The following is a 23,400-nucleotide window of genomic DNA, read 5'->3' as shown; positions in this document are numbered from 1 at the left end:
GAACTAGTATGTATAAATAATAAACGCCGTTCAACTAAAATTGAACGTCAACAACCTTGCCGTCCGAGCTTTGTAGAACGCAGGATAGATATTGTGCTAATACGTATTACACACTCCCCTTGCTTATCTTCGCCTTACATCTCCACTAATAGCTTATCGAGTAACTTGGTAAGATTAGCCAGATCATCAACTGTTAAACTAGGAAAACTGCAACGAATTTTACTTGGAATTGTCAAAGCGAGCGCCTTTAGCGCATCCCCCTGAGGCGTAAGAATCACCCATTTTTTGCGCTTATCCTGTTCGTCTTTAACAATATCTAGTAGAGACTTAGCCATCATCTTTTTTAAAATAAGCGTCATCGCCCCGCCATCTATCGCCGTCTTTTCAAGTAGTTGTGCAATCGTAAGTTTTTTATGCTCCCACATTGCCATCATCACCACGTACTGTGGATAAGTTAATTCGATTGCCTCTAGCAAAGGCCGATAGCTTCTAACTATGCCATTTGAGGCCATATATAGCCTGTGGCACAGCTGGTTTTCTAGTTTTAAATAATCTTCATTCATCGTCCATACCTCTATCAATATTTTATTTTGCACACAAAATATTTGCAAATCTATTTACCCCACAATATACTTTGCATACAAACTAAATTACTGGGAGAAAATTATGAACCAATTACAAGCTATCGCTTACTCAGCGTATGCAACAGCAACTGGTGGTCGTGAAGGCACAGCTAAATCAAATGATGGCCGTTTAGATGTTAAACTCTCAACACCTAAAGGGTTAGGCGGTGATGATGGTCAAGGCACTAACCCTGAGCAGCTATTTGCCGCAGGTTATGCAGCTTGTTTTATCGGCGCTTTAAAGTTTGTTGCAGGTCAAAATAAGCAATCATTACCCGCTGATACAGCAATTAACTCGCAAGTAGATATTGGTCCGATTGAAGGTGGATTTGGCATTGCCGTAAAACTTGTGGTATCTATCCCCAACATGAATAAAGAAGATGCGCAGCAACTTGTTGATAAAGCACATCAAGTATGCCCTTACTCTAATGCAACACGTGGCAATATTGCAGTAGAACTGTCAGTAAAGTGAGCCTCGGCACACATAGCTAAAAGCTGCGGCTTAGATACTTATTTTAAACACAATGAAGAGTCCATATTGCCCTAACTCTGGATAAGGTAATGTCCCCACTACCTTCATTGCTTAATGTTCGGCTCTAAAGCACTTACTCCAATAGGTTTTTAGAGTTGAAAATAAAAAATCCGATGCACTGCATCGGATTTTTTTATGTTTTAATAGTTAAAATCGCTTATCGTTTTAACACTGTTAGTAACCGAGCGCTATCTATTTGACTGCTATAAGCACTCAAATACTCGCTTAAGCACTGCTCAAAACTCACTTGAGCACCTTGTAATTTAGCATCCAATAACGCTACCTGCTCAACCATACGTTGTGATTTATCAGCCTCAGGCGTATCAATATCAGCAATAATTTCAAGACGTAAAAGAAGCTGATGTGCACTCAGCTCGTTTACTTTGGCGCCTTGTAACCACTGACTTGGCAACTCAGATCCTTGCTCTAGTGCTAAAATCAATTCATCGTACTTCTGCTGATCTTTTTTAACCAAAAGCTTTTGCTGTAGTTGCGCTATTTTATCAAGCAAAGCAGCTTGTAACTTTTTCATACTTGGCAACAATTGCAACTGTGAAACCTCGTTGCCTAACTGCTCAAGCTGTAACTCTGATAAATCGTTGTGCAACACAGAGGCAAATGCATCCAACTGAGCTTGCTGCTCAGATTCTTGCACAAATTGCTGCTGCTTTTGCTGTTCAAACTGCTCACTGCGCTTTGCAAATACGGCATCGTTATACGCTCTAAAATTCTGCCACAGGGCGTGCTCTTGTTTAGACCCTGCAAAGCCGATTGTTTGCCACTGTTTTTGCAGCGTTTTTAACTGCTCACACGCTTGCGCCAAATCATCTGACTCAAGTTGTTGTTGCGCTTGGTCAACTAACTGCTGTTTTAGTTTAGCATTGGCCTTATGATACGATTTTAAGCGTTCATTCACGGCATTATGATGAGTCTTATACTCAGCACTCAGTGTTTTGTATACTGCACCATCAACACTACCCGATGTACGCCACTGCTTTAATAAGCGGTTGAACTGAGCTTCAAACTGACGCCAATCAAAACCGTCAGATTGCATATCTTGCTGGGCAAGTGCTTGCATTTGCTCGATAATTTGAGTGCGCGCTTGCTTTGCTTCTTCCCTTTGTTGTTCTTGCTCTGCGAAGAACTCACGACACGGCGCAAATAACAGTTCAATTTTTTTATCAAATTGCTCTGCTTGTGCTTTTTCTTCTTCAGTATCGATACGCCCTAACTCATTCCAACGCACTCGAAGTAGTTTTACATCTTTAGCACGTTGCTTAGGATCAATGTCCGTCTCAGCAAGCTTTTCATCGAGTTTTGCCAATAGCTCTGCGCGCTTAGGCGTCGCGGCATATTTTTGCCAGTCGCGTACTTCTGTTAGTGCTTCATTTAAGCTCGTATGAAGCTTTTCTAATTGCTGCTGATTATTTGGTGTGAGTTTTTCATAGTGCTCCAAAAAGCCATTAAACACGCCAAAAGCAACATTAAAGCGACCTTGGTCTAGCAATCTTTGAACATCTTTGCCCTTACGTCTGGCTTGTTTAAGTTGGCTTTGCTGCTCATCGATAAGCGCTGCCATAGCTTGCTTAAACTGCTTACTTAGCGCATGTAAACGCTCAGACGCAGGTTTATGTAAACTGGCAGGTAGTTGACGTAATACTTCTTTACATTGCTCGTAAGCTTGCTTTTGTTGCACCAGCGTATCGTCTAGCTGAGCCACCTCAGTGGTAGGCACAATTTGCTCAAGCGCTGCTAGCGACTCTTGCATCCGTTTGTTTGCGCCTACTAAATCTGGAATTTGATGCAGTTGCTGTTCAAGCTGCAAAAGCTGTTTGTTAAGTAAAACTAACTCGCCCGTTTGGCTAAATTCACTGCCTTCAATTTGACTCTTTAGTTCACTGACCTTTGACTCAAGCTGTTGATTTTTATTTTCATCTAGCGACGCAACAGCCTCTGTTAGTTGTCGCTCAAGCGCGTTATAAGCGTCGCTCAATTGCAAAATAGCCTGCTCTTTAGCTTGTAATGCCTGCGCTTTGGCTTGCTGCGCATCAAAGTCATTTTCTAGTTTTGCTAAGTGCACTGCCAACTTTTGATTGATAAGGGCAAATTTATCATCAACTACCTTCATTTCTTCTTCGTCAAGCCACTTTAACTCAATCTCTTGCCACTGCAGTAATAGTGCTTTAGCTTGCTCATCAACACCTTGATAATCGGACTTTTCTCTCAGTGCGTTTAACTTTGCCAGCACCATCTTCGTTTGTTGTTGCACCTGCTTTGGCATTTCTTTTGCTAAACGCTGGTGCTCTAGTCTATTTTGGATTTCGCTAAGGGCAGCGCCATTGGCACTTTTAAGTACAGCTTTATCTAGTTGGTATTGCTCAATTAATGGTAATAGCGCTATTTGCAGAGGCTCAGCACCTTCTTTAAATGCCCGTTCTATTAATTTTGCATTGGCTAAGCGCTTTAACAGCTTAACTCTTGTTTGTGTTTCTTTTTCACTAAAAGCGAGCTTTTCTAACAGTTTGGTTGGCGCATATTTATCGATATATTCACTGCGAATATCATCCGATAAGTTTTCATTCTCGTTCAATACCGCACTGCTAATGTGCTGCTCAGCTAACTCTTTTAGGCTTTGATCTTGCTTATATGCTTGCCACCACAACACGAGATCGTTAACTTTATGCAGTGCTTTTTTACGGATCTCAGCTGAGCTATCTTGCAGCGCTAATGCATGCAATGCCTCAGCGTCCTTCCCTGTATCTAGTTTATCAACTGCGGCTAGGCGCACTGCCGCTTTTGGGTGCTTCCATTTCGGGGTAAAAAGGTGTTTAAAGATCATTTTCGCTGAACCTAGCTATTTCGTTTTGAGATTTAAATTCTTGTTGTAACTCACGCTTTGATTTTTGAACCATTTCGCCACGCTCATTTATCGTAAACTGCTCGTCACTTTTGGCGACTTTAGATTGATATAGCATAACCAATTGCAAAGTCTGCGCTTTTTGAGCTTCACTAAGCGGAGTACCATCTGGCCACTTGCCTGTTGATGCCCCATATTGCAAACGCTCAAAGACGTCTGGAGTAATGCTATTTACCAAATTATCTATATTCATCGCTACTTTTTCTTTTTCAAGTAAATCAAAATTACACGGTTAACCAAGTACCACACGCAACCTACAGCAATAGCGCCTTGAGCCGCCATCATTTGTACAGAATCTGGTTCAGGTTGACGCCAATACATATACAAAAAACCACCTAAAAATAAAATCAACGCTAAAAATGAGTGGTTCATAAACTTTTGCTGTTTACTGATACGCTGTTTATTTGCAAGGCGTTCAATTTGCTCTGCCGTCATCTCTTTTAACTGCAGTTGGCAATGCGGGCATACCGTACTTTTGTTTGAAATAGATTTGCTACAACCGGGACATTGTACAATTGCCATAAAAAACTCTCCAAATGCTACAAAAAAGCGCCCAATGTGGGCGCTATTTTACTTGTTTTCTAATCGAATGTCTTTGTTCAATTCGATTCGTTTACACGCATGCTGCTTTTATCGTCACCTTTTTTGGCACTTTGCGATTGCGCACCGTGTTCGCGGTTAAATTTTTCCCAATAGTCATCAACTGATTCTTTCATTTCTTTACGTAATAAGAAAATACCGAATAAGTTTGGCAGCGTCATCACAACGATTGCAACCGCGGCAAGCTTCCACACCAACGTGGTATCAGCAAATGACGCCCAAAAGAAACCTGCAACATAGAAAACACGATAAGGCATTACCGAGCGACTGCCCAATAAGTAAATCATTGCTCGGTCACCATAGTATGACCAGGCAATCGCGGTTGAAAATGCGAACATTAACAAACCAATCGACACAATATACTGACCATTGTCACCAAAGAAACCACGTGTAAAGGCTTTGGTTGTTAGCTCTGCTGAATGCACCAGTGATTTACCACGAATACTAATGCTATCGTCAACTAATTTACCGTCTTTAACTTCAACGGTTCCTGTGTAAACGTGGCGCTCTGTAATACCAAAACGAATATCTTCACCAATTGAGCGAGAATGAATAATCGTAAAGTCATTAACGAGTGCTTTGCCTTTTTCTACCTCAATATTGCCGTTGTACAATTCAACTGAATGTTCTTTGCCGCCATTAAGGTATTGGTACAAAGCTTGTCTTTGTTGTTCGTTGTCTTCATTGTATTGACCTTGAATGATGGTCATGGACGAACGCTCGAATTGAGTGTCAAACTTTTCAGTCCATACACCTGAAGATAAAATCACCAAACCTGTCAACGTACAAATAATGATAGTATCGATAAACGGTTCAAGGATTGACACCATACCTTCCGACACGGGTTCGTCCGCTTTTGCCGACGCGTGAGCAATTGGGGCAGAACCTTGACCCGCTTCGTTAGAAAATAAACCACGGTTTACACCTCGGTTAAATGCATAGGCAAACGATGCACCAAGGAAGCCCCCTGCTGCCGCTGAACCTGTAAACGCGTTTGTAAATACAGCAGCAAAAGACGGTCCAATATTTGCGAAGTTATACAAAATAACACCCAACGCACCGACAATATAAACCGCCGCCATAAGAGGCACGATACGTGAAGTAATCGCTGCAATACGTTTGATCCCACCTAAAATTACCAATGCCAACAACACGGATAACACACCACCGGTGTGCCAAGGCTCAATGCCAAACGTCGCTTCCATACCCTGAGCTATGTTGTTTATTTGCGGTAAACTACCCGTACCAAAAGAACTAATAACGGTTGCGATAGCAAACAAAATTGCTAACCACTTCATATTTAAGCGGCGATCCATGTAGTACATAGGTCCACCTGCCATCGTGCCATCATCGGTTTTTACGCGGTATTTGTGCGATAAAGTAACTTCTACAAACTTAGTCGTCATACCAAAAAACGCAGTCATCCACATCCAAAATAAGGCTGCTGGACCACCAATGGAAATAGCCAGAGCTACACCACCAATGTTACCTGTACCCACGGTTCCAGATAACGCAGTTGCAAGTGCTTGGAAATGAGTGGTATCTCCTTCATGACCTTTTTTGTCAAACTTACCACTTACGACTTTACAAGCATGTTTAAAGTATCTGACTTGAGGGAACTTAAGGTAGATTGTGAAAAATAACCCCACCCCTAATAGTACATACGGGAACCAAGCGGAACCCCCCAAAATGCTGTCTATAAAATCTAGAAACTGTCCGAATGCATCCACGACTCATCCTCTTGTTGTTATACGTAAAAAGCAACCCAGTACTGGGTTGCTTTTTGTTTTTGTTTATTATCTTAATTTATCAACCACACTCACAATTGCAGCAAGTGTGTCTTGTCCAAATTGGTACGAACGTCTGTCTGACCAACCATAATATGGATCAGGTAAATTCGCATTATCTTTAAAAGGCATTTCTACGGTATAGGCCAAAGCCTTAAACTCCTCGCCGACTGCGTTTGATGCAACCGTCAGATTAGCTTCTCCCGGCGCATCTTTGTCATAACCAAACTCATCTTGAAACTCAGGCGTAATCGTTAATAATGCGGCCTTAAAGTCATCTTCTAACCCTTTGAGGCGCTCATCATAACTTGGAATACCTTCCGAACCTGCTACAAAATTGTATGGCAGGGCTTCGTCACCATGAATATCTAAGTACATATCAAGGCCTGTTTCACGCATTTTATTCAGTGCATGATAAACCTCAGGTGACTTTTCAAGGCTCGGCGTTTGCCATTCGCGGTTTAAGTTAACACCCGCAGCGTTCGTGCGCAAATGTCCCCTAACACTACCATCTGGGTTCATATTAGGCACGATATGGAATATAGCTTTAGACAACAGCGCTGCAGCGTGTGGGTCTTCATCATCAAGCAACTTGTGCAAAAGACCTTCTACAAACCATTCAGCCATTGTTTCGCCTGGGTGCTGACGCGCGGTGATCCAAATATGCTTTTTATCATCGCTTGGTTCACCAATCGTTAAAACACTTATATCACGCCCATCTAACGTTTCACCTAGTGTTTCAATTTCACATATATCATGACTTTGTGCCCAATATAGTAAATCTAAATGGCGCTCATAGCTGTATGGCGTAAAGTAAGCAAAGTAGGTATGCGCGTACTCAGGTTCAAAATCAATGATTAAACTGCCATTTTCAAACCTACTCGGTACTCGAAACCAAGTTTGACGGTCATATGAGGCAACCGCATGGTAGTCATCCCACCCTTCTGGATATGCAGATTTATCTAACCCATTAATGTGCAACTTGTGTGATAAGAAAGGAGTACTTTCGAGGCGAAAGTGGAACCACTGAAAAAAATCAGATTCATTGTCTTTATTAATTTCTAGCTGGATATCAAGAGGTTCACTTAAGGAAACCACTTTAATATTGCCACTGTCAAAATTACTGGAGATCTTCATTATGTACCTTAATATTTCATCCCTGCGTAATGCGTGGGAGTACTTAGCTGTTAATCTTGTTAGCTAGCTGTAACGTAATAGGGTCAAGAGTATCACAGCCTGAAACGTTCAAAAACTAAAAAAGCCAGCAAATGCTGGCTTTTTTAGACTAAATCAATATCAACGAGGTAGGCTCGGGAAAGATACTTCTGCCATATCACGCATTACACGTACAACTTGGCAGCTGTAACCAAACTCGTTATCGTACCATACATACAGTACAACACGATCGCCATCTACAATTGTTGCTTGCGAATCAACAACACCCGCGTAACGGCTGCCAACTAAGTCTGTTGATACGATTTCTGTTGACGCTGTGTAATCGATTTGATCGCGTAAATCAGAGTAAAGAGACGTATCACGCAAGAACTCATTCAGCTCTTCGCGGTCAGTGGCCGTTTCTAAATTCAAGTTAATGATTGCCATTGACACGTTTGGTGTTGGAACACGGATAGCATTACCTGTTAACTTACCAGCAAGCTCAGGAAGTGCTTTAGCAACCGCTTTTGCTGCACCTGTTGAGGTAATAACCATGTTTAACGCTGCACTACGACCACGGCGTTCAGCTTTGTGGTAGTTATCAATTAGGTTTTGGTCATTGGTGTAAGAGTGAACAGTCTCAACGTGACCATTCTTAATGCCAAACTTGTCGTTAATTGCTTTTAGCACAGGCGTGATAGCGTTGGTTGTACAGCTTGCCGCTGATACAATTTTGTCTTCACTCTTGATATCTTTGTTATTTACACCGTATACAACGTTTTTGATATCACCTTTTGCAGGTGCCGTTAGTAGTACTTTTGCAGCGCCTGTTGATTTAAGGTGAAGGCCTAAACCGTCTTCGTCTTTCCAAATACCAGTGTTATCAACAATCAGTGCGTCTTCAATACCGTATTTTGTGTAATCAACTTCATCAGGTGAATTAGAGTAAATTACCTGAATGTAGTTTCCATTTGCTTTGATAGCGCTCTTTTCATGGTCAACCGTGATTGAGCCATTGAAAGGACCGTGAATAGAGTCACGACGAAGCAAGCTTGCACGTTTTTCTAGGTCGCCATCGCGACCACCACGCACAACAATGGCACGTAATCGTAAATCAGCGTGAGAGCCGCCACGTTCAATCAGTAGGCGCGCTAATAAACGACCGATACGGCCAAAACCATAAAGTACAACATCACGCGGCTTTTGCTCGCCACCTTTATTAAGGAGCTCGCTTAACTCTGCGTTTAAGTATTCTTCAATAGAACGACCTTCGCCCGCGTTTTTATAAATATAGCCATAGGCTAGCTTACCAAGGTCAATACGTGCTGGCGCTAAGTCCATTTTGCTGATTGCTTCTAAAAAAGGAAAGCTTTCACGCAAACGTAATTTTCGCTCTTCAAAGCGAGCAACTGTTTTGTGCGCTTTGATCACATCAATTGTGCTCGAATTTACTAATGGACGACCATAAACTGCAATTTCAATTCCTGAGTTACGGTATAAACGGCCAATAATTGGCTGCATGTTTTCAGCGTAATCTTGGCGCTCTTGCCAGCTGTTTTGATATTCTTGCTCGTGAGATAAGGTCATTTTTTCTGCCTAATAAACAATTTTTTGAACGGATAGCCCCTGTGGGCATCGCTATTCTAATTTAAACTGCTTTGATTCTCCACTGTTACTCATCAATTCATTGAGCTAGAATAATGAGAATCAACTAAGACAAGAGGAAATCTTATGGCATTAAGGCAAGCTTTTGTCTTATCTGTATTGCTATTAGCTGGGTGCGACAATCCTTTAACATTAAAGCAAGTCTGCGACGAAACGCCGGGGTTTTGTAACGATTTAAATACCGACAGCCACTGTAGAGAAGAGCGTGCCGATTTAATCATTGCTCGCTATGTCGAATACAAACAACCGACTGACGAAAACAAATACCAGCTGCTTAAATTGTTTGAAAGCTACGACAAGTGCGTTGCACGCGCCGCCAAAATTGAGCATATAAAACTAAAAGAAAAAACCACCTCTCGTGTTGAAGGCCATTTAACCAGCCTCAAAGAAATAAACCGTATTTTTAATGAAACACTCAGTACCTCTCACCCAGGTCTGCTCTATTACCATTGGTCAAGAAACAACAACAAGTTAGCAATGAATAAGTTGCTAAACATGCAAGAGCAAGAAGGCGTGCGTGATGACCCTGAGATCCAGCTATTTTTAGCGACCTTTTATGCAAAAATCGATGATAATAAAACGGTAGATTTGCTATATCGAGTACTTGAGCTGAACAAAGCTGGGCAACAACCGGCTCCTGAAGTATACGAAACGTTGACAAGTATTTTTTATAAGCAAGAGAAGTATAAGCATGCTTATACCTTTGCAAAAATCGCTAAGTTATCTGGCTATAAAAATGTCGATATTCTTCCAATCGAGCATCATCTGACTAGCCTTGGAAAATCACTAGATTCTTACGATGAATTAGCATTGCAAACGTATACACAAATTCAAGAAGGTAAGTTTGTCTCACCGAGAGAATTTTAAAAAAGAGCAGCGCTAGCTGCTCCTAAACTTTTAACTTTAAAAGTCGGAAAGTTAAAACTGCTAAACCTTACTTTTCAATTCGCTGGTTACTTGTGCAAGGCCAACTTCTGAAATACGTGTGGTAATTTCTTTTTGCTTGGCACTGAGTAATGAAATACCTTCAGCAACCATGTCATACACTTTCCAGCTGCCGTCATTGTTTTGTCTAAACTTGAAGTGCATATCGATATCAGGACCTGAGTTTTCTTTTATCACTACTTTTACGGTTGCAAAGTTACTATCGCCACTTACAGGTAACTCCTCAAATAGCACATCTTGGCCTTTGTACTGCAACAACGCGTTGGCGTATGTAGTCACTAAATAGCTATCTACGGCATCAATAAACTCTATCGCATCTGTACGCTGAAGCCCCTTGATATGCTTTCCTAGTAGTTTAAAAGACACAAATTTCACGTCTATATGAGGCATAAGACGACTACGAACGATATTCTTCATTAGCGTTGAGTCTGCCTTGCCATCTTTATTTACAGCTTTTATATCTGAAAATAAATCATTACCAACTTTGTTTATTAGTTGATACGGCGTATCAGCAGCAAAGCTAAAAGCCGAAAAAAACAGTGCAAATACGATGAGTAGCTTGTTCATAAGAAACGTCCTAAGTGTTTATATGAGCGTATGATACGCAAACTTTTAATGCACAAAAAGATGCAAAAGAGCACATGTTTGATGGTGATTCAGCACCAACGTGATTTCATCTTATGTGTGCTACCTCCCTACAATAAAGCTCATTGTATGACCTTAAAGGGGCTGTATTCCTGAGCGTAAGTATATCCATAACTACTTCCCAGAAGTGTTAGCATTTGTAAGGAATATAAAGAAAATGTGTGTAAATTTAGATGAGGCTTTGGATGATCTTGAGGCGCCATCCATAGCCATTAAAAGGGTAGGTAAATCAATGCGCTAGCTTTATGCTTTGAAAAGTGCCATGACGAGAATGAATTCTTTCCTTCAATGCCGATGTGATTGAATCAGCATCAAAGCCAATTAATTCATGGCTATGGATACTTAGTGAATCATTCACTAAGCTCTCTGCGAGCATATTGCCTAAAAAAGACATTCTTTGCTGAGCACAAATACTTTTTGCCAACCATGCGCCAGGTAAAGAAACAATGCCAATGTTCGGTGCCTTTTTAAATAACAATGCATCGTCCAATTGAGATAACCCCGCAATACAGCTTACTCTGCCGCAAAACTGTAACAGTGAAATCAGTTCATTTGTGCGCTCACCAGTGCAGTCTATAACCCCTTGAACACCATCATAGCCATACTTACGCTGAATTTGCTCTGCCAAATCATGCTCACCTTGTTCAAATACAGCATCTGCACCAAGGGATTTTAGTAAGTCTTGTTGTCCGGCGACGCAATTTGTAAACACAACCAAGCCCTGCTGCTTGGCAAACTGAATCGCAAGTTGCCCCGTACATGAGTGCCCAGACTCAATAAATACACTATCTCCCTCGTTAAGTTGCAGCTTAAATAGCGCAATGAGTGCCGTCATCCCAGGGGTAGGCAGACACGCTGCCTTGGCGGGGTCAATACCTTCAGGTAACACCGTCAGCGCATAATTAGCAACACTTGCATATTCACTCATTACGCCTGGTGTACTAATGTCGTTATGCCACATAACTTTGGTACCTACCTTAGGATGAACACCTATGGGGGCATCAACAACAGTGCCCACAGCATCAAAGCCAAAAACTCGTGGATACTGCCAACATGGTGTGCCTATTTGAGCAAATTTCTCATCTAAAGCACCTAAGCCAACATACTCTATTTTTACAAGCACTTGTTGCTCAGTAATTTTAGGCACGGCAAGCTCGGCTTGTTCTAGACAAAAGTCATGCCCTATTTTGCTTAACTGTATCGCTTGCATCGTGTTAGGTATCTTAGTATTCACGCTATTCTCTTTGCTAAATTAGGTTTATGCGCCGTCGCTGTTTTAAAGGTTATTGTAATTTATTTAATTATTAGAACATCCATTACCAAGCAGCTCAACTATAAGTTAAAAAGTTGCAAAGTTTTTTAGGTCAAAAGTTACAACACCAAGTCTTTGCTCTAAAAATCCACTTATTTACAAAGAAGAACAAATTACTCTCATAGTTTTGAGCAACAAGTCTGACTCACGGTAGAGCTAAAATCTAGGGTGATATCTTAAGTGATATTCACCCTATAGCACATCTCTGCACAGTTATACTTCAGATACTTTTGGTGCCTCAGTTGTGACTTTGTCACGCTTACCATTAACCAGCATATAAAATACGGGCGTAAACAATAAGCCAAACAATGTCACACCTAGCATACCAAAAAAGACTGCCACCCCCATTGCATGGCGCATTTCAGCTCCCGCGCCAGTAGCAAGCACTAATGGTACAACACCTGCTGTAAAAGCAATCGACGTCATTAAGATTGGACGCAAACGCAACCTACAAGCTCTAATGATTGCTTCAAAAGGCGTTTGCCCAGAGTCAGTTTGCTCTTTAGCAAATTCCACCATAAGGATGGCATTTTTACAGGCCAAAGCCACTAAAACTATCAGTGCTATCTGGGTAAAGATATTATTGTCGCCGCCTATCCACCACACCCCTAGCAATGCCGAGAATATAGTCATAGGTACAATCAAAATAATCGCTAACGGTAAACGCAAGCTTTCATATTGCGCCGCTAGCACCATAAACACCAACAACACAACTAGAGGGAAAATGTACACCATGGTGTTACCCGCTAAAATTTGTTGATAAGTCACATCGGTCCACTCATATGCCATGCCATTAGGTAGATGTTCAGCTAAAATCGCTTCCATCGCTTGTTGAGCTTGGTCTGAGCTATATCCAGGTGCTGGACTACCATTAAGCTCTGCACTTGGATAGCCATTATAATGCATTACTCTATCTGGCCCTGTCGTGGGCGTTGCGGTTAACACTGATCCTAAAGGAACCATATCACCACGCACATTACGTACTTTTAAGGCTAATATTTGCTGTGGATCTAAGCGGCTTTGCGCCTGAGCCTGAGCAGTCACCTGATAGGTGCGGCCAAATAAATTAAAGTCGTTAACATACAAAGAGCCCATATAAACTTGTAATGCGTTGAACACTTCTGACAACGCAATACCCTGCAGTAGCGCTTGTTCCCTATCAATATCAATATCCATTTGCGGCACTTGAATTCTAAAACTCGAAAAAAGGCCTGTTAAAGCGGGATCTTTACGCGCTTCATTCGTGACTGTTTGCAAAGCAGCAAATAATGCTTCAAATCCTTTATTACCTCTGTCTTCAATCTGTAGTTTAAACCCACCCGTGGTGCCAAGTCCTTGGATTGGCGGTGGCGGAAAGACTGCAACAAATGCTTCATCAATGGCTGTAAAACGCTTATTCAGCTCACCCGCAATCGCCATCGCCGATAAACTTGGGTCATCACGGTTCGCAAAGTCTTCCAGTGGTGTAAAAACAATGGCTGAATTAGGGCTATTAGTAAAACCATTTACTGACAAGCCTGGAAAAGATACGGTATTTGCAACACCAGGTACCTGCAGCGCTATTTTTTCCATCTCTCGGGTAACTGCTTCAGTTCTGTCTAGGCTTGCTGCATCTGGAAGCTGTGCAATCGCAACCAAATATTGTTTATCTTGCGCTGGAATAAACCCACCTGGCACCGCATCAAATAATTTAACGGTTGACCCCACCAGTGCCAAATATAGAACAGCCACAACAGCTGATAGCCTAATCAATTTTTTAACTAGCTTTTCATACCCTTGACCACTTTTTTCAAAGAAACGATTAAATGGGGCGAACAGCCAGCGGCCAAATAACTTATCCAAAATAACACTAAACTTATCTGGTGTGCTGTTGTGAGGTTTGAGTAACAAAGCCGATAACGCAGGAGATAAGGTTAGTGAATTAATCGCTGAAATAATCGTAGAAATCGTAATGGTTAATGCAAACTGTTTATAAAATTGACCCGACAAACCGGTAATAAATGCCGTTGGAATAAACACGGCACATAATACTAGTGCAATGGCAATGATAGGCCCAGTTACTTCGCTCATTGCAAGCTTAGTTGCTTCAACTGGTGACAGGCCATTTGCAATGTTACGTTCAACATTCTCGACCACAACAATCGCATCATCAACCACGATACCGATAGCCAATACCAATCCAAACAAGGATAACGTATTAATAGAAACACCTAACCACTGCATTACTGCAAACGTCCCGACCAAAGAGACTGGCACAGCGATTAAGGGAATAATCGATGCGCGCCAAGTTTGCAAAAACAAAATCACAACCAGCACAACAAGTACAATGGCCTCTAACAGGGTTTTTATAACCGCATCTATAGAGCCTCTAACAAAAACTGTGGGGTCGTACACGATATCGTACTCAACACCTTGTGGGAACGATTCACTTAAACGCGCCATTGTTGCTCGTACTTGGTCCGAAAGTTCAATCGCATTTGAACCTGGGCGCTGAAATATCGGCATCGCCAAAGCGGGTTGACCATTAAGTAGCGCTCTTAGGGCATATTGATTTTGTCCCAGCTCAACGCGAGCAACATCTTTAAGACGCGTGATAGCACCTTGATCACCCACCTTAATAACGACTTGTTCAAACTCTTCAATACTACTTAAACGCCCTCTCACATTAAGTAATACTTGGAACTGTGACTCATCAGCTGCGGGTTGCGCACCGAGACTTCCCGCTGCAACCTGCTGATTTTGTTCACGCAGTGCACTGACCACATCCATAGCCGTAAGTTGGTTAGAAGCAAGTGCGTCTGGGTCAAGCCATACACGCATTGCGTATTTGCCGCCACCAAAGAGTTGCACATCACCTACCCCACCTAAACGGGCAATTTCGTCTTTCACATATAAGTCAGCATAGTTTGACAGATAGGCCGTATCATGGGTGTTTTGTGGCGAATATAAATGCACCACCATGGTTAAATCGGGAGACGCTTTTTCAGCAACCACACCGAGCCGTTGCACCTCTTGAGGTAACCGAGGCAGCGCACTATTTACCCTATTTTGAACTTGTACTTGAGCACGATCGAGATCAGTGCCCAAAGCAAACGTTACCGTTAATGTCATACGGCCATCGCTGGTTGCCTGAGAAAACATATAAAGCATGTTTTCAGTACCATTGATTTCTTGCTCTAAAGGAGTTGCGACAGTTTGCGCTATGACTTTTGGGTTTGCACCGGGGTAACTGGCCGAAACCACCACGGTTGGTGGCACTACCTCTGGATATTCACTCACAGGCAGTTGAAATAAGCTCAACGCGCCTGCAATAAATATGACCAACGACAACATGGCCGCAAAGATTGGTCTATGAATAAAAAAGTGAGAAAACGACATTAATTATTCTCCACGTTCAGCAAGCAGCAACGCCTTGGCAGCTTGCTCAGACATCACTAATGCAGCATGATCGGGTTCAATTTCAACCAGTTGAGGAGCCACCGGCATACCCGGTCCTACTCTCGCAGGACCATTAACCGCAATCTTATCGCCAGGCTCTAGTCCCTGTGTGATAGCGCGCATTTTACCGTAGCGCTCACCCAGTTTTACTAGTCTGTATTGCAAAACATCATGCTCGTCTGTCACTAACACAAAGCGATTTTTTAAATCTGTACCAATTGCTTTTTCAGGAACCAGCACTTGTTTTTGAATTTCATTGGCGGCAACACGAATTCGCGCAAAAGCGCCAGGTTTAAGCTGATCATCGGCTTTAAATAATGCTCTTACCCGCAAAGTTCCGGTGTCTGTGTCAATATGGTTATCGACAAAGTCCACAACACCAGCATGATTAAAACCTTGCTCACCTAACATCTGCATAACGACGTTGGTTTGTTTATCACCTTTTAACTGGCTAAATTGTTGATGCCAAGTACGCTCATTAATATCAAAGTAGGCGTACACATAATCATCTGACACAAGGTGTGTGAGCAAACTTACGCCTGCTTGAACTGTGTTACCTTTTGTAAGCTCCGCACGCGATACAATGCCACTAATTGGCGCCTTAACTTCGCTATAAGCCAAATCGAGCTTTGCCGCGTCTAATTTTGCTTTTGTGGCCTGCACATTCGCTTCTTGCTGAGCAAGAAGTGATTGGCGGTGTTCAACCTCTTCTTGAGAAATTGACTTACTGGCAAGTAAGCGACTCGCCCTTTTCACATCGTTCTTTGCTTGTAGCAGTTGTGCTTGTGAATTGGCTAAAAGCGCTTCTAACTCTGCCACGCGCACCATAAATGGGCGTTGATCCAATGTAAAAAGCACATCTCCTTGATGAACTTGCTGTCCTTCTTCAAAATTAACTTCGGCAATATTGCCAGAAACACGGGGCCTAAGTTGTACAAACTCTACGGCCTCTAAACGACTGGTATAGGTAAACCATGCCTGCACTGGATAGGCTTTTACCGACGCCACATCTATGGGTTGTTTAAAAACTTGTGCTTGCTGAGCCTGGGGCGCTTCAGCATGAGATTCGCTACATCCTGTTAAATACGCAAGGCAACCTAATATTGCGATTGTCACTAGTGACTTCTTCATTGACTTTATCTCCTCTTCCTCGAATAGCAGATAGTCTACAGAATCAAAAGAAGCTAAATAAGCATCGATTTTTAAATTATTTAGTGCCAAAATAGCATCAATAAAAATGATTGAGTGATGGTTATGGATACGAGTACACGATTATTGATGTTTTTGGATGTTGTTGAACGTGGTTCTTTCGCAAAAGCGGCTCAACACCGGAACATAGATAGATCCGTTATTTCTAAACAAATCAGTAAGCTAGAGGAAGAGCTTAGTGTTAGATTACTCAATCGCACCACCCGCTCCTTTTCATTGACGGCTGCAGGTGCCGAAATGGTAAAAAAGGCACAACAACTTCGCAAGCTGCTCAGTGAAACGCAACTTTTAGCAGAGAATTACCATACCGAACCAAAAGGACTGCTGAGAATTACCAGCTCAACCATTATTGGCAGGCGCTATGTCCAACCCGTTGTAAATGAATTTCAAAAGCGCTTTCCACAAGTGGAGATTGAGTTACGCCTAGAAGATAGATTAGTTGATATCGTTGGTGAGGGCTACGATTTAGCTTTTCGTGTTGGCGAGCCCAAAGATTCATCCCTTATAGCACGAAAGATTGCTCGAAATAGGCTGGTCATATTAGCAACATCACAGTTTTTAACAACCTTTGGGGTGCCAAAGTCAATGGCTGACTTGAGTTCGTTACCTGCTGCATCATATGCTAGCGAAGGGCTTCGCTTTACAGGGATCAACTATCTAGATGAGCACAACGAACCGCAAGAAGTCGCGATAAAAAGTGTATTCCGAAGCAACGATGGCGAGTTACTAATGATGAAAGTGCTCTCAGACACCGCATTTTGCACTGTACCTGCGTTTTTGGTTGATCAGGAAGTGATTAATGGCCAACTAACCCCATTACTTACTGATGTGAAGCTTACAGATTATTCGGCACTTTATGCCGTGTACCCGCACCGAGATTTACCAGTAAGAACCCGCTTATTTTTTGATGCGATGAGAGAACATATAGGTAAGGATACACCTATTTGGGAAAAGAATATTCCGAATTTTGATACTCTTTATGGCTTCAAACCAACGATTAAGGCACCTCTATTTTAGTAAAATCTATCTCGATATAACGATACTTTTTGTTTATAGCAGTTGTTTATCAATGCAGCATACATTATCAAATAGATAGCTACTCATATTTTCTCAACGCCTTTTTCACCAATCCATTGGACTGTATCCACTTGATACAGTCGTCTAAAGGTAAGGCCTCACTGATGTTAAAGCCTTGAAGATAATCGCATTTTAAGTCACATAGAAATTGCGCCACACGATCATCATTCACGCCGACTGCAGTAATCGCGCATTGTAAACGCTGCGCCATAAAAACTGTCGTTTCAACAATAATCTGCGCTTTTTCATCTTTTAAACAAGACTCGATAAACGAAGGTTCAACTTTGATTTGTGAAACCGGCAAATCCTTCAAAACTTTGAAAGATGAGAAACCACTACCAAAATCATCAATGCTGACAGCAAAACCCATGTCAATGAGGACTTCTATTAACGCTTGAGCATGTTGTAAATCACTGATCATCATAGTTTCTGTTAACTCAAACATCACATGCTTAGCATCTACATTAGTATCGTTAAGTAAGCTGGCAAGTAAGCTAACTAGCTCCTTGTTTAACACATCATGGCTAGATAAGTTGATGTGTACAATCAAGTTACTATCACACTTTAACAGTTTAGGAAGATCTGCAAACACCTGCTTTATAACGAATAAGCTGAGCTGCCTGATTAAGTTGCTGCTTTCTGCCACATTCACAAAGCGCTCTGGCAACATCATATTACCGTTTGATTGTGGCCAACGACAAAGTGCCTCAACACCATGTACAGCACCCGTTTTTGCCCTGATTATGGGTTGGTAATACACTTTTAGCGTTTGTTGTATAAATGCTTCTTTTAAACCTACCGATATATGAAAGTCTTGTTCATTTTCTAGATGTAACGAATCATCAAATATAACTAACGACTGCTTTGAATTTTTTGCCTTATACATGGCAATATCCGCGGCTTTTAGTAACTCAACACTATCACTGAGCTTTTGCGGACTATAGATACTTGCACCAGCACTATATTGAACATCAACCGCAACCCCTTCTACTTGCAGCGGCTGGTCGAGTGCCTTTAGCAGCGCATTATTTTGCTCATATATTTGGGTTTCGATTGCACTGTCAATAACCAATACAAACTCATCCCCGCCAATACGAAACAACGTGCTGCCACTTAACAATGAACTCAACAACCGCTCTGATAGTGCAATAAGCACTTTATCACCAAATAAATGCCCTACCGAGTCATTGATTTGTTTGAAGTTATTTAGATCGATTAACATAACAGAGAATGGCTGTTGCAGCGCGATTTTTGCGTCGATGCTGTTAATACAATGCTCTCGGTTATTGAGTTTGGTAAGGAAGTCAGTTTGCGCGTGAAAGCGCTCATATTCAACCAGCTTTGCGAGTGACTGCAAACTTTGTTTAGCAAGGTAATTCACCAATAAAACAAATATAGACCCAAAGAATAAAATGCTCGCTAAGCCTATGTTTAATAAATCTGCCTGTTGTTGTTCAAACAAATAGGCGGCAAACGCTCCATATCCTAAAACGAAGAAAATAACTAAGCCAAATAATACACGCCAGCCAACATGTGGAGATATTTTACAAGTCTCATAAGCTGAGAAAAGTGCTAAACACAGCCCAACAATACCACTAAAAACGAGAACAAATGCTAACGAACCCACATGGCTTCACCCAGAACAATATAATGGTAGAAGTATAGTGGAAAATCCTATAAACGAATGTATTACCAAAAAATGCGCCCCCTTTAACGGCGCACTATTCTTTATATGTGCTTACTGGCACTATTTAGCGAGTGACTTCAAGATACTCGCTGCGAGATACTCAAGACTGTAAGAAGAAAAAAAGCCATGCCAAAAGCGCGGGGATTTATTGCTGAGGATAACAATCCCCATATTTTGCTCTTTGCAAAGCATCACAACAGAGTGCTGGCCAAAAGTCCCGCCATTATGCCATGCAATATTACCTAAGCCATCTCGCTGCTCTAAAACCCAAGCAAACCCCATATGACTAAGCTCAGAGGTATTAAATACCGGGCACGTTGTTGTTTTTAATAATGCTTGCCATTGTTCACCAGAGCAGCCAAGGTGCGCTTTTAAGAATTGCATCATATCGCTAGTGGTTGAACGCCACACGCCCGCGGGTTCCATTCCTTGCCACTTAAAATGAGGAACAACTTTACCGCTAGCACTGTGTCCAAGTGCAACGCGTTCAGGCTCATAGTGTGTCTCGTTAACATGGGTCTGTGTCATACCCAGAGGCGCAAGTAAATATGATTGAACTGCACTTTCGTAGCTCATCTGTAGACACTCAGCCAAGGTATTGCCCAACAGTGCCATGCCTAGGTTAGAGTAGCAAAACTTACCTGGTTTTAAGGGCGCCTTAATGTCGTTTAGATAATCAGTAATATCTTCTTTTCTAAACTTCAGCAAATTAGATATAAGTGATGAGCGAGAAAAACAGATAGTTTTTATCGGGTTTGCCGGTAAACCCGAAGAGTGTGTTACGAGTTGTTTAAAAGTGACGTCTTTTAATACTGACAGTTTAGGATAGTATCTACCGATTTTATCCTCAATAGCAACAACCCCTTTGTCGATCAGTATTGCTAATAACGTTGCGGTAAACGTTTTACCAATAGAGCCAATTTCAAATACGTCTACATCTTCCCGCTTTGCACAACCAAAGGAGGACTGGTACAACTCCCCATCTCGCCAAACAGCCACATTTATTTGCGGTCGCTGAGTTTTACTTATAAATGCTGCAACTTTTTGTTCAACAAGATGTTTCATGGCTCGCACTATTCCTAAAGTTTGCTGATTAAGTGTACAAAGATTCAACTCCTTACCTATTTTGATACAAGCAAAGACTTTTGCAAAGCGGTAACGACACTATGCCAAGTCAAAAATTCGAACAATAAGGATGTTTTGATTAGCTAGGTTAAAGGTTTGAATCAGACGTGTTATATGCATGGAGGTCAAAGAAGATTCAGAAGGTACTCTCATATTTACCTTGAAAAAAGACAACTACGAGAGCACAGAGGAATTAGAAAATAACGGTTTTATCAAAATTCTATGCACATTTTAAAATGGCATAGAGCTGATCTTTTAAATGTAGGCGCTGTTTTTTTAACGAATCCAAATACTCGTCTGAAGTATTTTCTACCCCTTCCTCAATGCGAATTACTTCATGATCTAAATTATGATAATCGTCAAACAATCGTGCGAAATGACGGTCCTTCATTTTTAACTCATGGATCTTGTCTTTAAATTCAGGTAGTTCTTTGGCAAGGCTATGGCGTTCAATCGTCATGGTGTTATTCCTGTTGTTGGTTGTCTACAAATTTACTTCCGATGTAGTTACAGTACGCTTCATCTGCCTTTCAAATCTTGATCTAGCACAATAGCACGGCCTAAAGCACATAAAAAAAGCCCCACTAGGAGTGAGACTTTTGGGCAAGTATAAAAATTGAAATTGGACTTTTAACAACGTGGTTTAGCGGTCGACTCTCGTGTGATCAGTTTAGCTTCCAAAGTTGCTTGATAAACAGGTGTTTGCTCGTCACTTATCTGCAAGATTAACTGCTCTACGGCTTGGCGAGTCATCTCTTCCACAGGCTGTGCTATGGTTGTTAATCCTGGCCAGATATGACGAGCGATTGGCGCGTTATCAAATCCTGCAATCGAGATATCTTCAGGCACTTTTAACTGCCTTTGCGTAGCCAACTTGAGCACCGCCGCGGCCATGTAATCGTTTGATGCAAACACGGCACTTGGTCTTGGGTTTAAATCTAAAATCGCTTTTGCGCTATCGGCGCCTGAGTGATAACTAAAGTTACCTTCGGCAACAAGCTGCGGATTAAAAGCGATGTTGTGCTCACGCAACGCTCTTTGGTAACCGTTAAAACGTTGTTCGGTTGCACTGTGATCAGGGTGACCTTTGATGAATGCGATACTGGTGTGGCCCAAGTTAATCAGATGCTCAGTGATCTCATACGCGCCTTGCTCGTCATTACTGCGCACCGAGATTGACTCTGCATCGTCAATCGCAGAGGCAACACGGGCAAAGTGTATGTTCTTTTTCTTTAAAAAGGCGATCAGTTCTTCTGAGTCTGAAAACGGGGGGGTAAGTACCATGCCATCTAAGCGTGAAGTTGTCAGCAAGTGCTCAATATTTTCTATTAACGCATCGCCTCGAAGCTCACACGGATGGATCAGTAAATTATAGTTATGCTTATGACATGCTTCTAGTGCACCACTTTGAACACGAGTGATATAGCTTTTACTGGGGTTATCGTATAAGCAACCAATAATAAAGCTTCTATTTCTGGCTAAACCGCGCGCGATTGGGTTGGGCGTATAATCCAGCTCTTTGAATACTTTTAATACTTTCTCGCGTGTCGCAGGACTCACATTTGGCTCGTTGTTGAGTACGCGAGATACGGTTTTTTTAGAGACCCCAGCGTAGGTTGCAACACTATTAATGGTTACTTTTTTCATGCAATTATTCCAAGCCTCTTAATTAGCTGCGTCGCTCATGCAAACATGCCGCGGCACCAATCAAAGGAATATTGTCTTGTACTACTAAAGTCACAGGGATTTGCCCTACATATTGTGACATTAACCCTTTTTCAGTAAATCTTTCAATAAAGCGACTGGATAACAAGCGCTCTGTCATTCTTGGTAAAATACCACCACCAATATTAACACCGCCTAAGGCACCAAAGGTGAGTGCTAAGTCGCCAGCTACACTGCCCATCCAATCACAAAAATGTGTTAAAGTTGCATCGCAAATTTCACACTCTGCGGCAAGCTGGCTTATTTGTGAAGCATTTAAGTCCATTGGAGTATGACCTTTTACTTCCGCCATTGCTCTATATAATCGTGCTATACCTGGGCCTGAAAACACGCTTTCAATTGAAACATGTTGTAAATTTGCACGCAGTGCATGGAGCAACTGTCTATCAAGTGCGGTAACAGGCGCAAGATTAATGTGCCCGGCTTCACAGCTCATAACCGCACTACCGTTTATATCTCGCGCCAAACATGCAGCGCCAAACCCAGTTCCAGGACCCATTACCGCAATGTTGGCATCGGGTTCGGGTTGTCCTGACTTAATGAGTATATTTTGCTCAGTATCTAAGTATGGGGCAGCGTATGCAAAGGCAGCAAAATCATTGATCACAGCGAGGTCATCAAAACCCATGTGCTCTTTTAGTTCAGGGATACTAAAGTGCCATCCCAAATTAGTTAAGTAAACTTGCTGTGACTTAATCGGGCCGGCAACGGCAAGGCTTGCTCTAGATGGTTTAGCCACAGGTAACTGATCAATATAGCGCTTTAATGCACTTTCGAATGACTGAAACTCTGCACTGGGATAAGTAACTTGGTGTTGTATTTCAAATTGGCGAGTTTGCTGGCAATAATGGGTCACGACCGCAAACCTTGCGTTCGTTCCGCCGATATCTGCAACGACAATCGGGTCAAAATCTTGATGTTGGTAACTTGTTGTCTGGGTCATGTTGTTTTCTCTTTT

General features: G+C 41.9%; 19 protein-coding genes. 3 read left to right on the top strand and 16 right to left on the bottom strand.

Annotation, left to right across the window (positions count from 1 at the left end):
* Positions 1–134 precede the first annotated feature (134 nt).
* Positions 135–563: a MarR family winged helix-turn-helix transcriptional regulator gene (locus tag HC733_RS05000; protein ID WP_190363954.1), complete on the bottom strand. Its 429-nt coding sequence runs from the start codon at positions 561–563 to the stop codon at positions 135–137.
* 103 nt (positions 564–666) lie between these two features.
* On the opposite strand from HC733_RS05000, the gene HC733_RS04995 reads away from it, so the two are divergent.
* Positions 667–1,095 carry an organic hydroperoxide resistance protein gene (locus HC733_RS04995; protein ID WP_190363953.1) on the top strand — a complete coding sequence of 143 codons (429 nt, stop codon included), beginning with the start codon at positions 667–669 and terminating at the stop codon, positions 1,093–1,095.
* 217 nt (positions 1,096–1,312) lie between these two features.
* On the opposite strand, the gene HC733_RS04990 is transcribed toward HC733_RS04995, so the two are convergent.
* From HC733_RS04990 to HC733_RS04965, 6 genes are all read right to left on the bottom strand, one after another.
* Positions 1,313–3,994: a DUF349 domain-containing protein gene (locus tag HC733_RS04990; RefSeq protein ID WP_190363952.1), complete on the bottom strand. Its 2,682-nt coding sequence runs from the start codon at positions 3,992–3,994 to the stop codon at positions 1,313–1,315.
* On the bottom strand, positions 3,984–4,265 hold the full coding sequence (locus tag HC733_RS04985) for a YeaC family protein (protein WP_190363951.1): 282 nt from the start codon (positions 4,263–4,265) through the stop codon (positions 3,984–3,986). The genes HC733_RS04990 and HC733_RS04985 overlap by 11 nt, the downstream gene beginning before the upstream one ends.
* A gap of 2 nt (positions 4,266–4,267) precedes the next feature.
* Positions 4,268–4,594 carry a hypothetical protein gene (locus HC733_RS04980; protein ID WP_190363950.1) on the bottom strand — a complete coding sequence of 109 codons (327 nt, stop codon included), beginning with the start codon at positions 4,592–4,594 and terminating at the stop codon, positions 4,268–4,270.
* A gap of 77 nt (positions 4,595–4,671) precedes the next feature.
* Positions 4,672–6,402, bottom strand: a complete 1,731-nt coding sequence (locus tag HC733_RS04975) for an amino acid carrier protein (RefSeq protein ID WP_190363949.1) — start codon at positions 6,400–6,402, stop codon at positions 4,672–4,674.
* A 66-nt stretch (positions 6,403–6,468) separates the two neighbouring features.
* Entirely contained in the window at positions 6,469–7,596 is a 1,128-nt protein-coding gene (locus tag HC733_RS04970) for a M14 family metallopeptidase (RefSeq protein ID WP_190363948.1), read from the bottom strand.
* Between the two features lie 159 nt (positions 7,597–7,755).
* On the bottom strand, positions 7,756–9,201 hold the full coding sequence (locus HC733_RS04965) for a glyceraldehyde-3-phosphate dehydrogenase (RefSeq protein ID WP_190363947.1): 1,446 nt from the start codon (positions 9,199–9,201) through the stop codon (positions 7,756–7,758).
* A 144-nt stretch (positions 9,202–9,345) separates the two neighbouring features.
* On the opposite strand from HC733_RS04965, the gene HC733_RS04960 reads away from it, so the two are divergent.
* Positions 9,346–10,146 carry a DUF2989 domain-containing protein gene (locus HC733_RS04960; RefSeq protein WP_190363946.1) on the top strand — a complete coding sequence of 267 codons (801 nt, stop codon included), beginning with the start codon at positions 9,346–9,348 and terminating at the stop codon, positions 10,144–10,146.
* A 60-nt stretch (positions 10,147–10,206) separates the two neighbouring features.
* On the opposite strand, the gene HC733_RS04955 is transcribed toward HC733_RS04960, so the two are convergent.
* From HC733_RS04955 to HC733_RS04940, 4 genes are all read right to left on the bottom strand, one after another.
* Positions 10,207–10,791: an MlaC/ttg2D family ABC transporter substrate-binding protein gene (locus HC733_RS04955; protein WP_190363945.1), complete on the bottom strand. Its 585-nt coding sequence runs from the start codon at positions 10,789–10,791 to the stop codon at positions 10,207–10,209.
* Between the two features lie 307 nt (positions 10,792–11,098).
* Entirely contained in the window at positions 11,099–12,103 is a 1,005-nt protein-coding gene (locus tag HC733_RS23510; RefSeq protein WP_190363944.1) for a zinc-binding dehydrogenase, read from the bottom strand.
* A gap of 291 nt (positions 12,104–12,394) precedes the next feature.
* Complete coding sequence (locus HC733_RS04945; protein ID WP_190363943.1) at positions 12,395–15,559, bottom strand: efflux RND transporter permease subunit; 3,165 nt, start codon at positions 15,557–15,559, stop codon at positions 12,395–12,397.
* Between the two features lie 3 nt (positions 15,560–15,562).
* Positions 15,563–16,750: an efflux RND transporter periplasmic adaptor subunit gene (locus tag HC733_RS04940; protein WP_190363942.1), complete on the bottom strand. Its 1,188-nt coding sequence runs from the start codon at positions 16,748–16,750 to the stop codon at positions 15,563–15,565.
* Positions 16,751–16,873: 123 nt separating this feature from the next.
* Here HC733_RS04940 and HC733_RS04935 point away from each other — a divergent pair, with 123 nt between their 5' ends.
* A complete protein-coding gene (locus tag HC733_RS04935; RefSeq protein WP_190363941.1) occupies positions 16,874–17,845 on the top strand; it encodes a LysR family transcriptional regulator in 972 nt (323 codons plus the stop codon).
* A gap of 79 nt (positions 17,846–17,924) precedes the next feature.
* Here the strand turns inward: HC733_RS04935 and HC733_RS04930 are convergent, their stop codons facing one another.
* The 5 genes from HC733_RS04930 to glk form a co-directional block, all read right to left on the bottom strand.
* Positions 17,925–19,532 carry an EAL domain-containing protein gene (locus tag HC733_RS04930; RefSeq protein WP_190363940.1) on the bottom strand — a complete coding sequence of 536 codons (1,608 nt, stop codon included), beginning with the start codon at positions 19,530–19,532 and terminating at the stop codon, positions 17,925–17,927.
* A gap of 120 nt (positions 19,533–19,652) precedes the next feature.
* Complete coding sequence (locus tag HC733_RS04925) at positions 19,653–20,657, bottom strand: serine hydrolase domain-containing protein (protein WP_190363939.1); 1,005 nt, start codon at positions 20,655–20,657, stop codon at positions 19,653–19,655.
* A gap of 280 nt (positions 20,658–20,937) precedes the next feature.
* The gene (locus tag HC733_RS04920; protein ID WP_190363938.1) at positions 20,938–21,177 is read right to left on the bottom strand and encodes a YdcH family protein; all 240 of its coding nucleotides are present in this window, start codon (positions 21,175–21,177) and stop codon (positions 20,938–20,940) included.
* Positions 21,178–21,347: 170 nt separating this feature from the next.
* On the bottom strand, positions 21,348–22,364 hold the full coding sequence (locus HC733_RS04915) for a LacI family DNA-binding transcriptional regulator (RefSeq protein ID WP_190363937.1): 1,017 nt from the start codon (positions 22,362–22,364) through the stop codon (positions 21,348–21,350).
* 22 nt (positions 22,365–22,386) lie between these two features.
* The gene (gene glk / locus HC733_RS04910; RefSeq protein ID WP_190363936.1) at positions 22,387–23,385 is read right to left on the bottom strand and encodes a glucokinase; all 999 of its coding nucleotides are present in this window, start codon (positions 23,383–23,385) and stop codon (positions 22,387–22,389) included.
* Positions 23,386–23,400 lie beyond the last annotated feature (15 nt).

Source organism: Pseudoalteromonas sp. S16_S37, assembly GCF_014694405.1.
Lineage (GTDB): Bacteria > Pseudomonadota > Gammaproteobacteria > Enterobacterales > Alteromonadaceae > Pseudoalteromonas.
The sequence above is the reverse complement of the archived record's forward strand: the minus strand, read 5'-3'. Positions and strand labels throughout refer to the sequence as shown.

Excerpts from the sequence above, each read along its gene's own strand:
- HC733_RS05000 (WP_190363954.1), bottom strand. The coding sequence starts at position 563 with ATGAATGAAGATTATTTAAAACTAGAAAACCAGCTGTGCCACAGGCTA.
- HC733_RS04995 (WP_190363953.1), top strand. The coding sequence starts at position 667 with ATGAACCAATTACAAGCTATCGCTTACTCAGCGTATGCAACAGCAACT.
- HC733_RS04990 (WP_190363952.1), bottom strand. The coding sequence starts at position 3,994 with ATGATCTTTAAACACCTTTTTACCCCGAAATGGAAGCACCCAAAAGCG.
- HC733_RS04985 (WP_190363951.1), bottom strand. The coding sequence starts at position 4,265 with ATGAATATAGATAATTTGGTAAATAGCATTACTCCAGACGTCTTTGAG.
- HC733_RS04980 (WP_190363950.1), bottom strand. The coding sequence starts at position 4,594 with ATGGCAATTGTACAATGTCCCGGTTGTAGCAAATCTATTTCAAACAAA.
- HC733_RS04970 (WP_190363948.1), bottom strand. The coding sequence starts at position 7,596 with ATGAAGATCTCCAGTAATTTTGACAGTGGCAATATTAAAGTGGTTTCC.
- HC733_RS04965 (WP_190363947.1), bottom strand. The coding sequence starts at position 9,201 with ATGACCTTATCTCACGAGCAAGAATATCAAAACAGCTGGCAAGAGCGC.
- HC733_RS04960 (WP_190363946.1), top strand. The coding sequence starts at position 9,346 with ATGGCATTAAGGCAAGCTTTTGTCTTATCTGTATTGCTATTAGCTGGG.
- HC733_RS04955 (WP_190363945.1), bottom strand. The coding sequence starts at position 10,791 with ATGAACAAGCTACTCATCGTATTTGCACTGTTTTTTTCGGCTTTTAGC.
- HC733_RS04945 (WP_190363943.1), bottom strand. The coding sequence starts at position 15,559 with ATGTCGTTTTCTCACTTTTTTATTCATAGACCAATCTTTGCGGCCATG.
- HC733_RS04940 (WP_190363942.1), bottom strand. The coding sequence starts at position 16,750 with ATGAAGAAGTCACTAGTGACAATCGCAATATTAGGTTGCCTTGCGTAT.
- HC733_RS04935 (WP_190363941.1), top strand. The coding sequence starts at position 16,874 with ATGGATACGAGTACACGATTATTGATGTTTTTGGATGTTGTTGAACGT.
- HC733_RS04925 (WP_190363939.1), bottom strand. The coding sequence starts at position 20,657 with ATGAAACATCTTGTTGAACAAAAAGTTGCAGCATTTATAAGTAAAACT.
- HC733_RS04920 (WP_190363938.1), bottom strand. The coding sequence starts at position 21,177 with ATGACGATTGAACGCCATAGCCTTGCCAAAGAACTACCTGAATTTAAA.
- HC733_RS04915 (WP_190363937.1), bottom strand. The coding sequence starts at position 22,364 with ATGAAAAAAGTAACCATTAATAGTGTTGCAACCTACGCTGGGGTCTCT.
- glk (WP_190363936.1), bottom strand. The coding sequence starts at position 23,385 with ATGACCCAGACAACAAGTTACCAACATCAAGATTTTGACCCGATTGTC.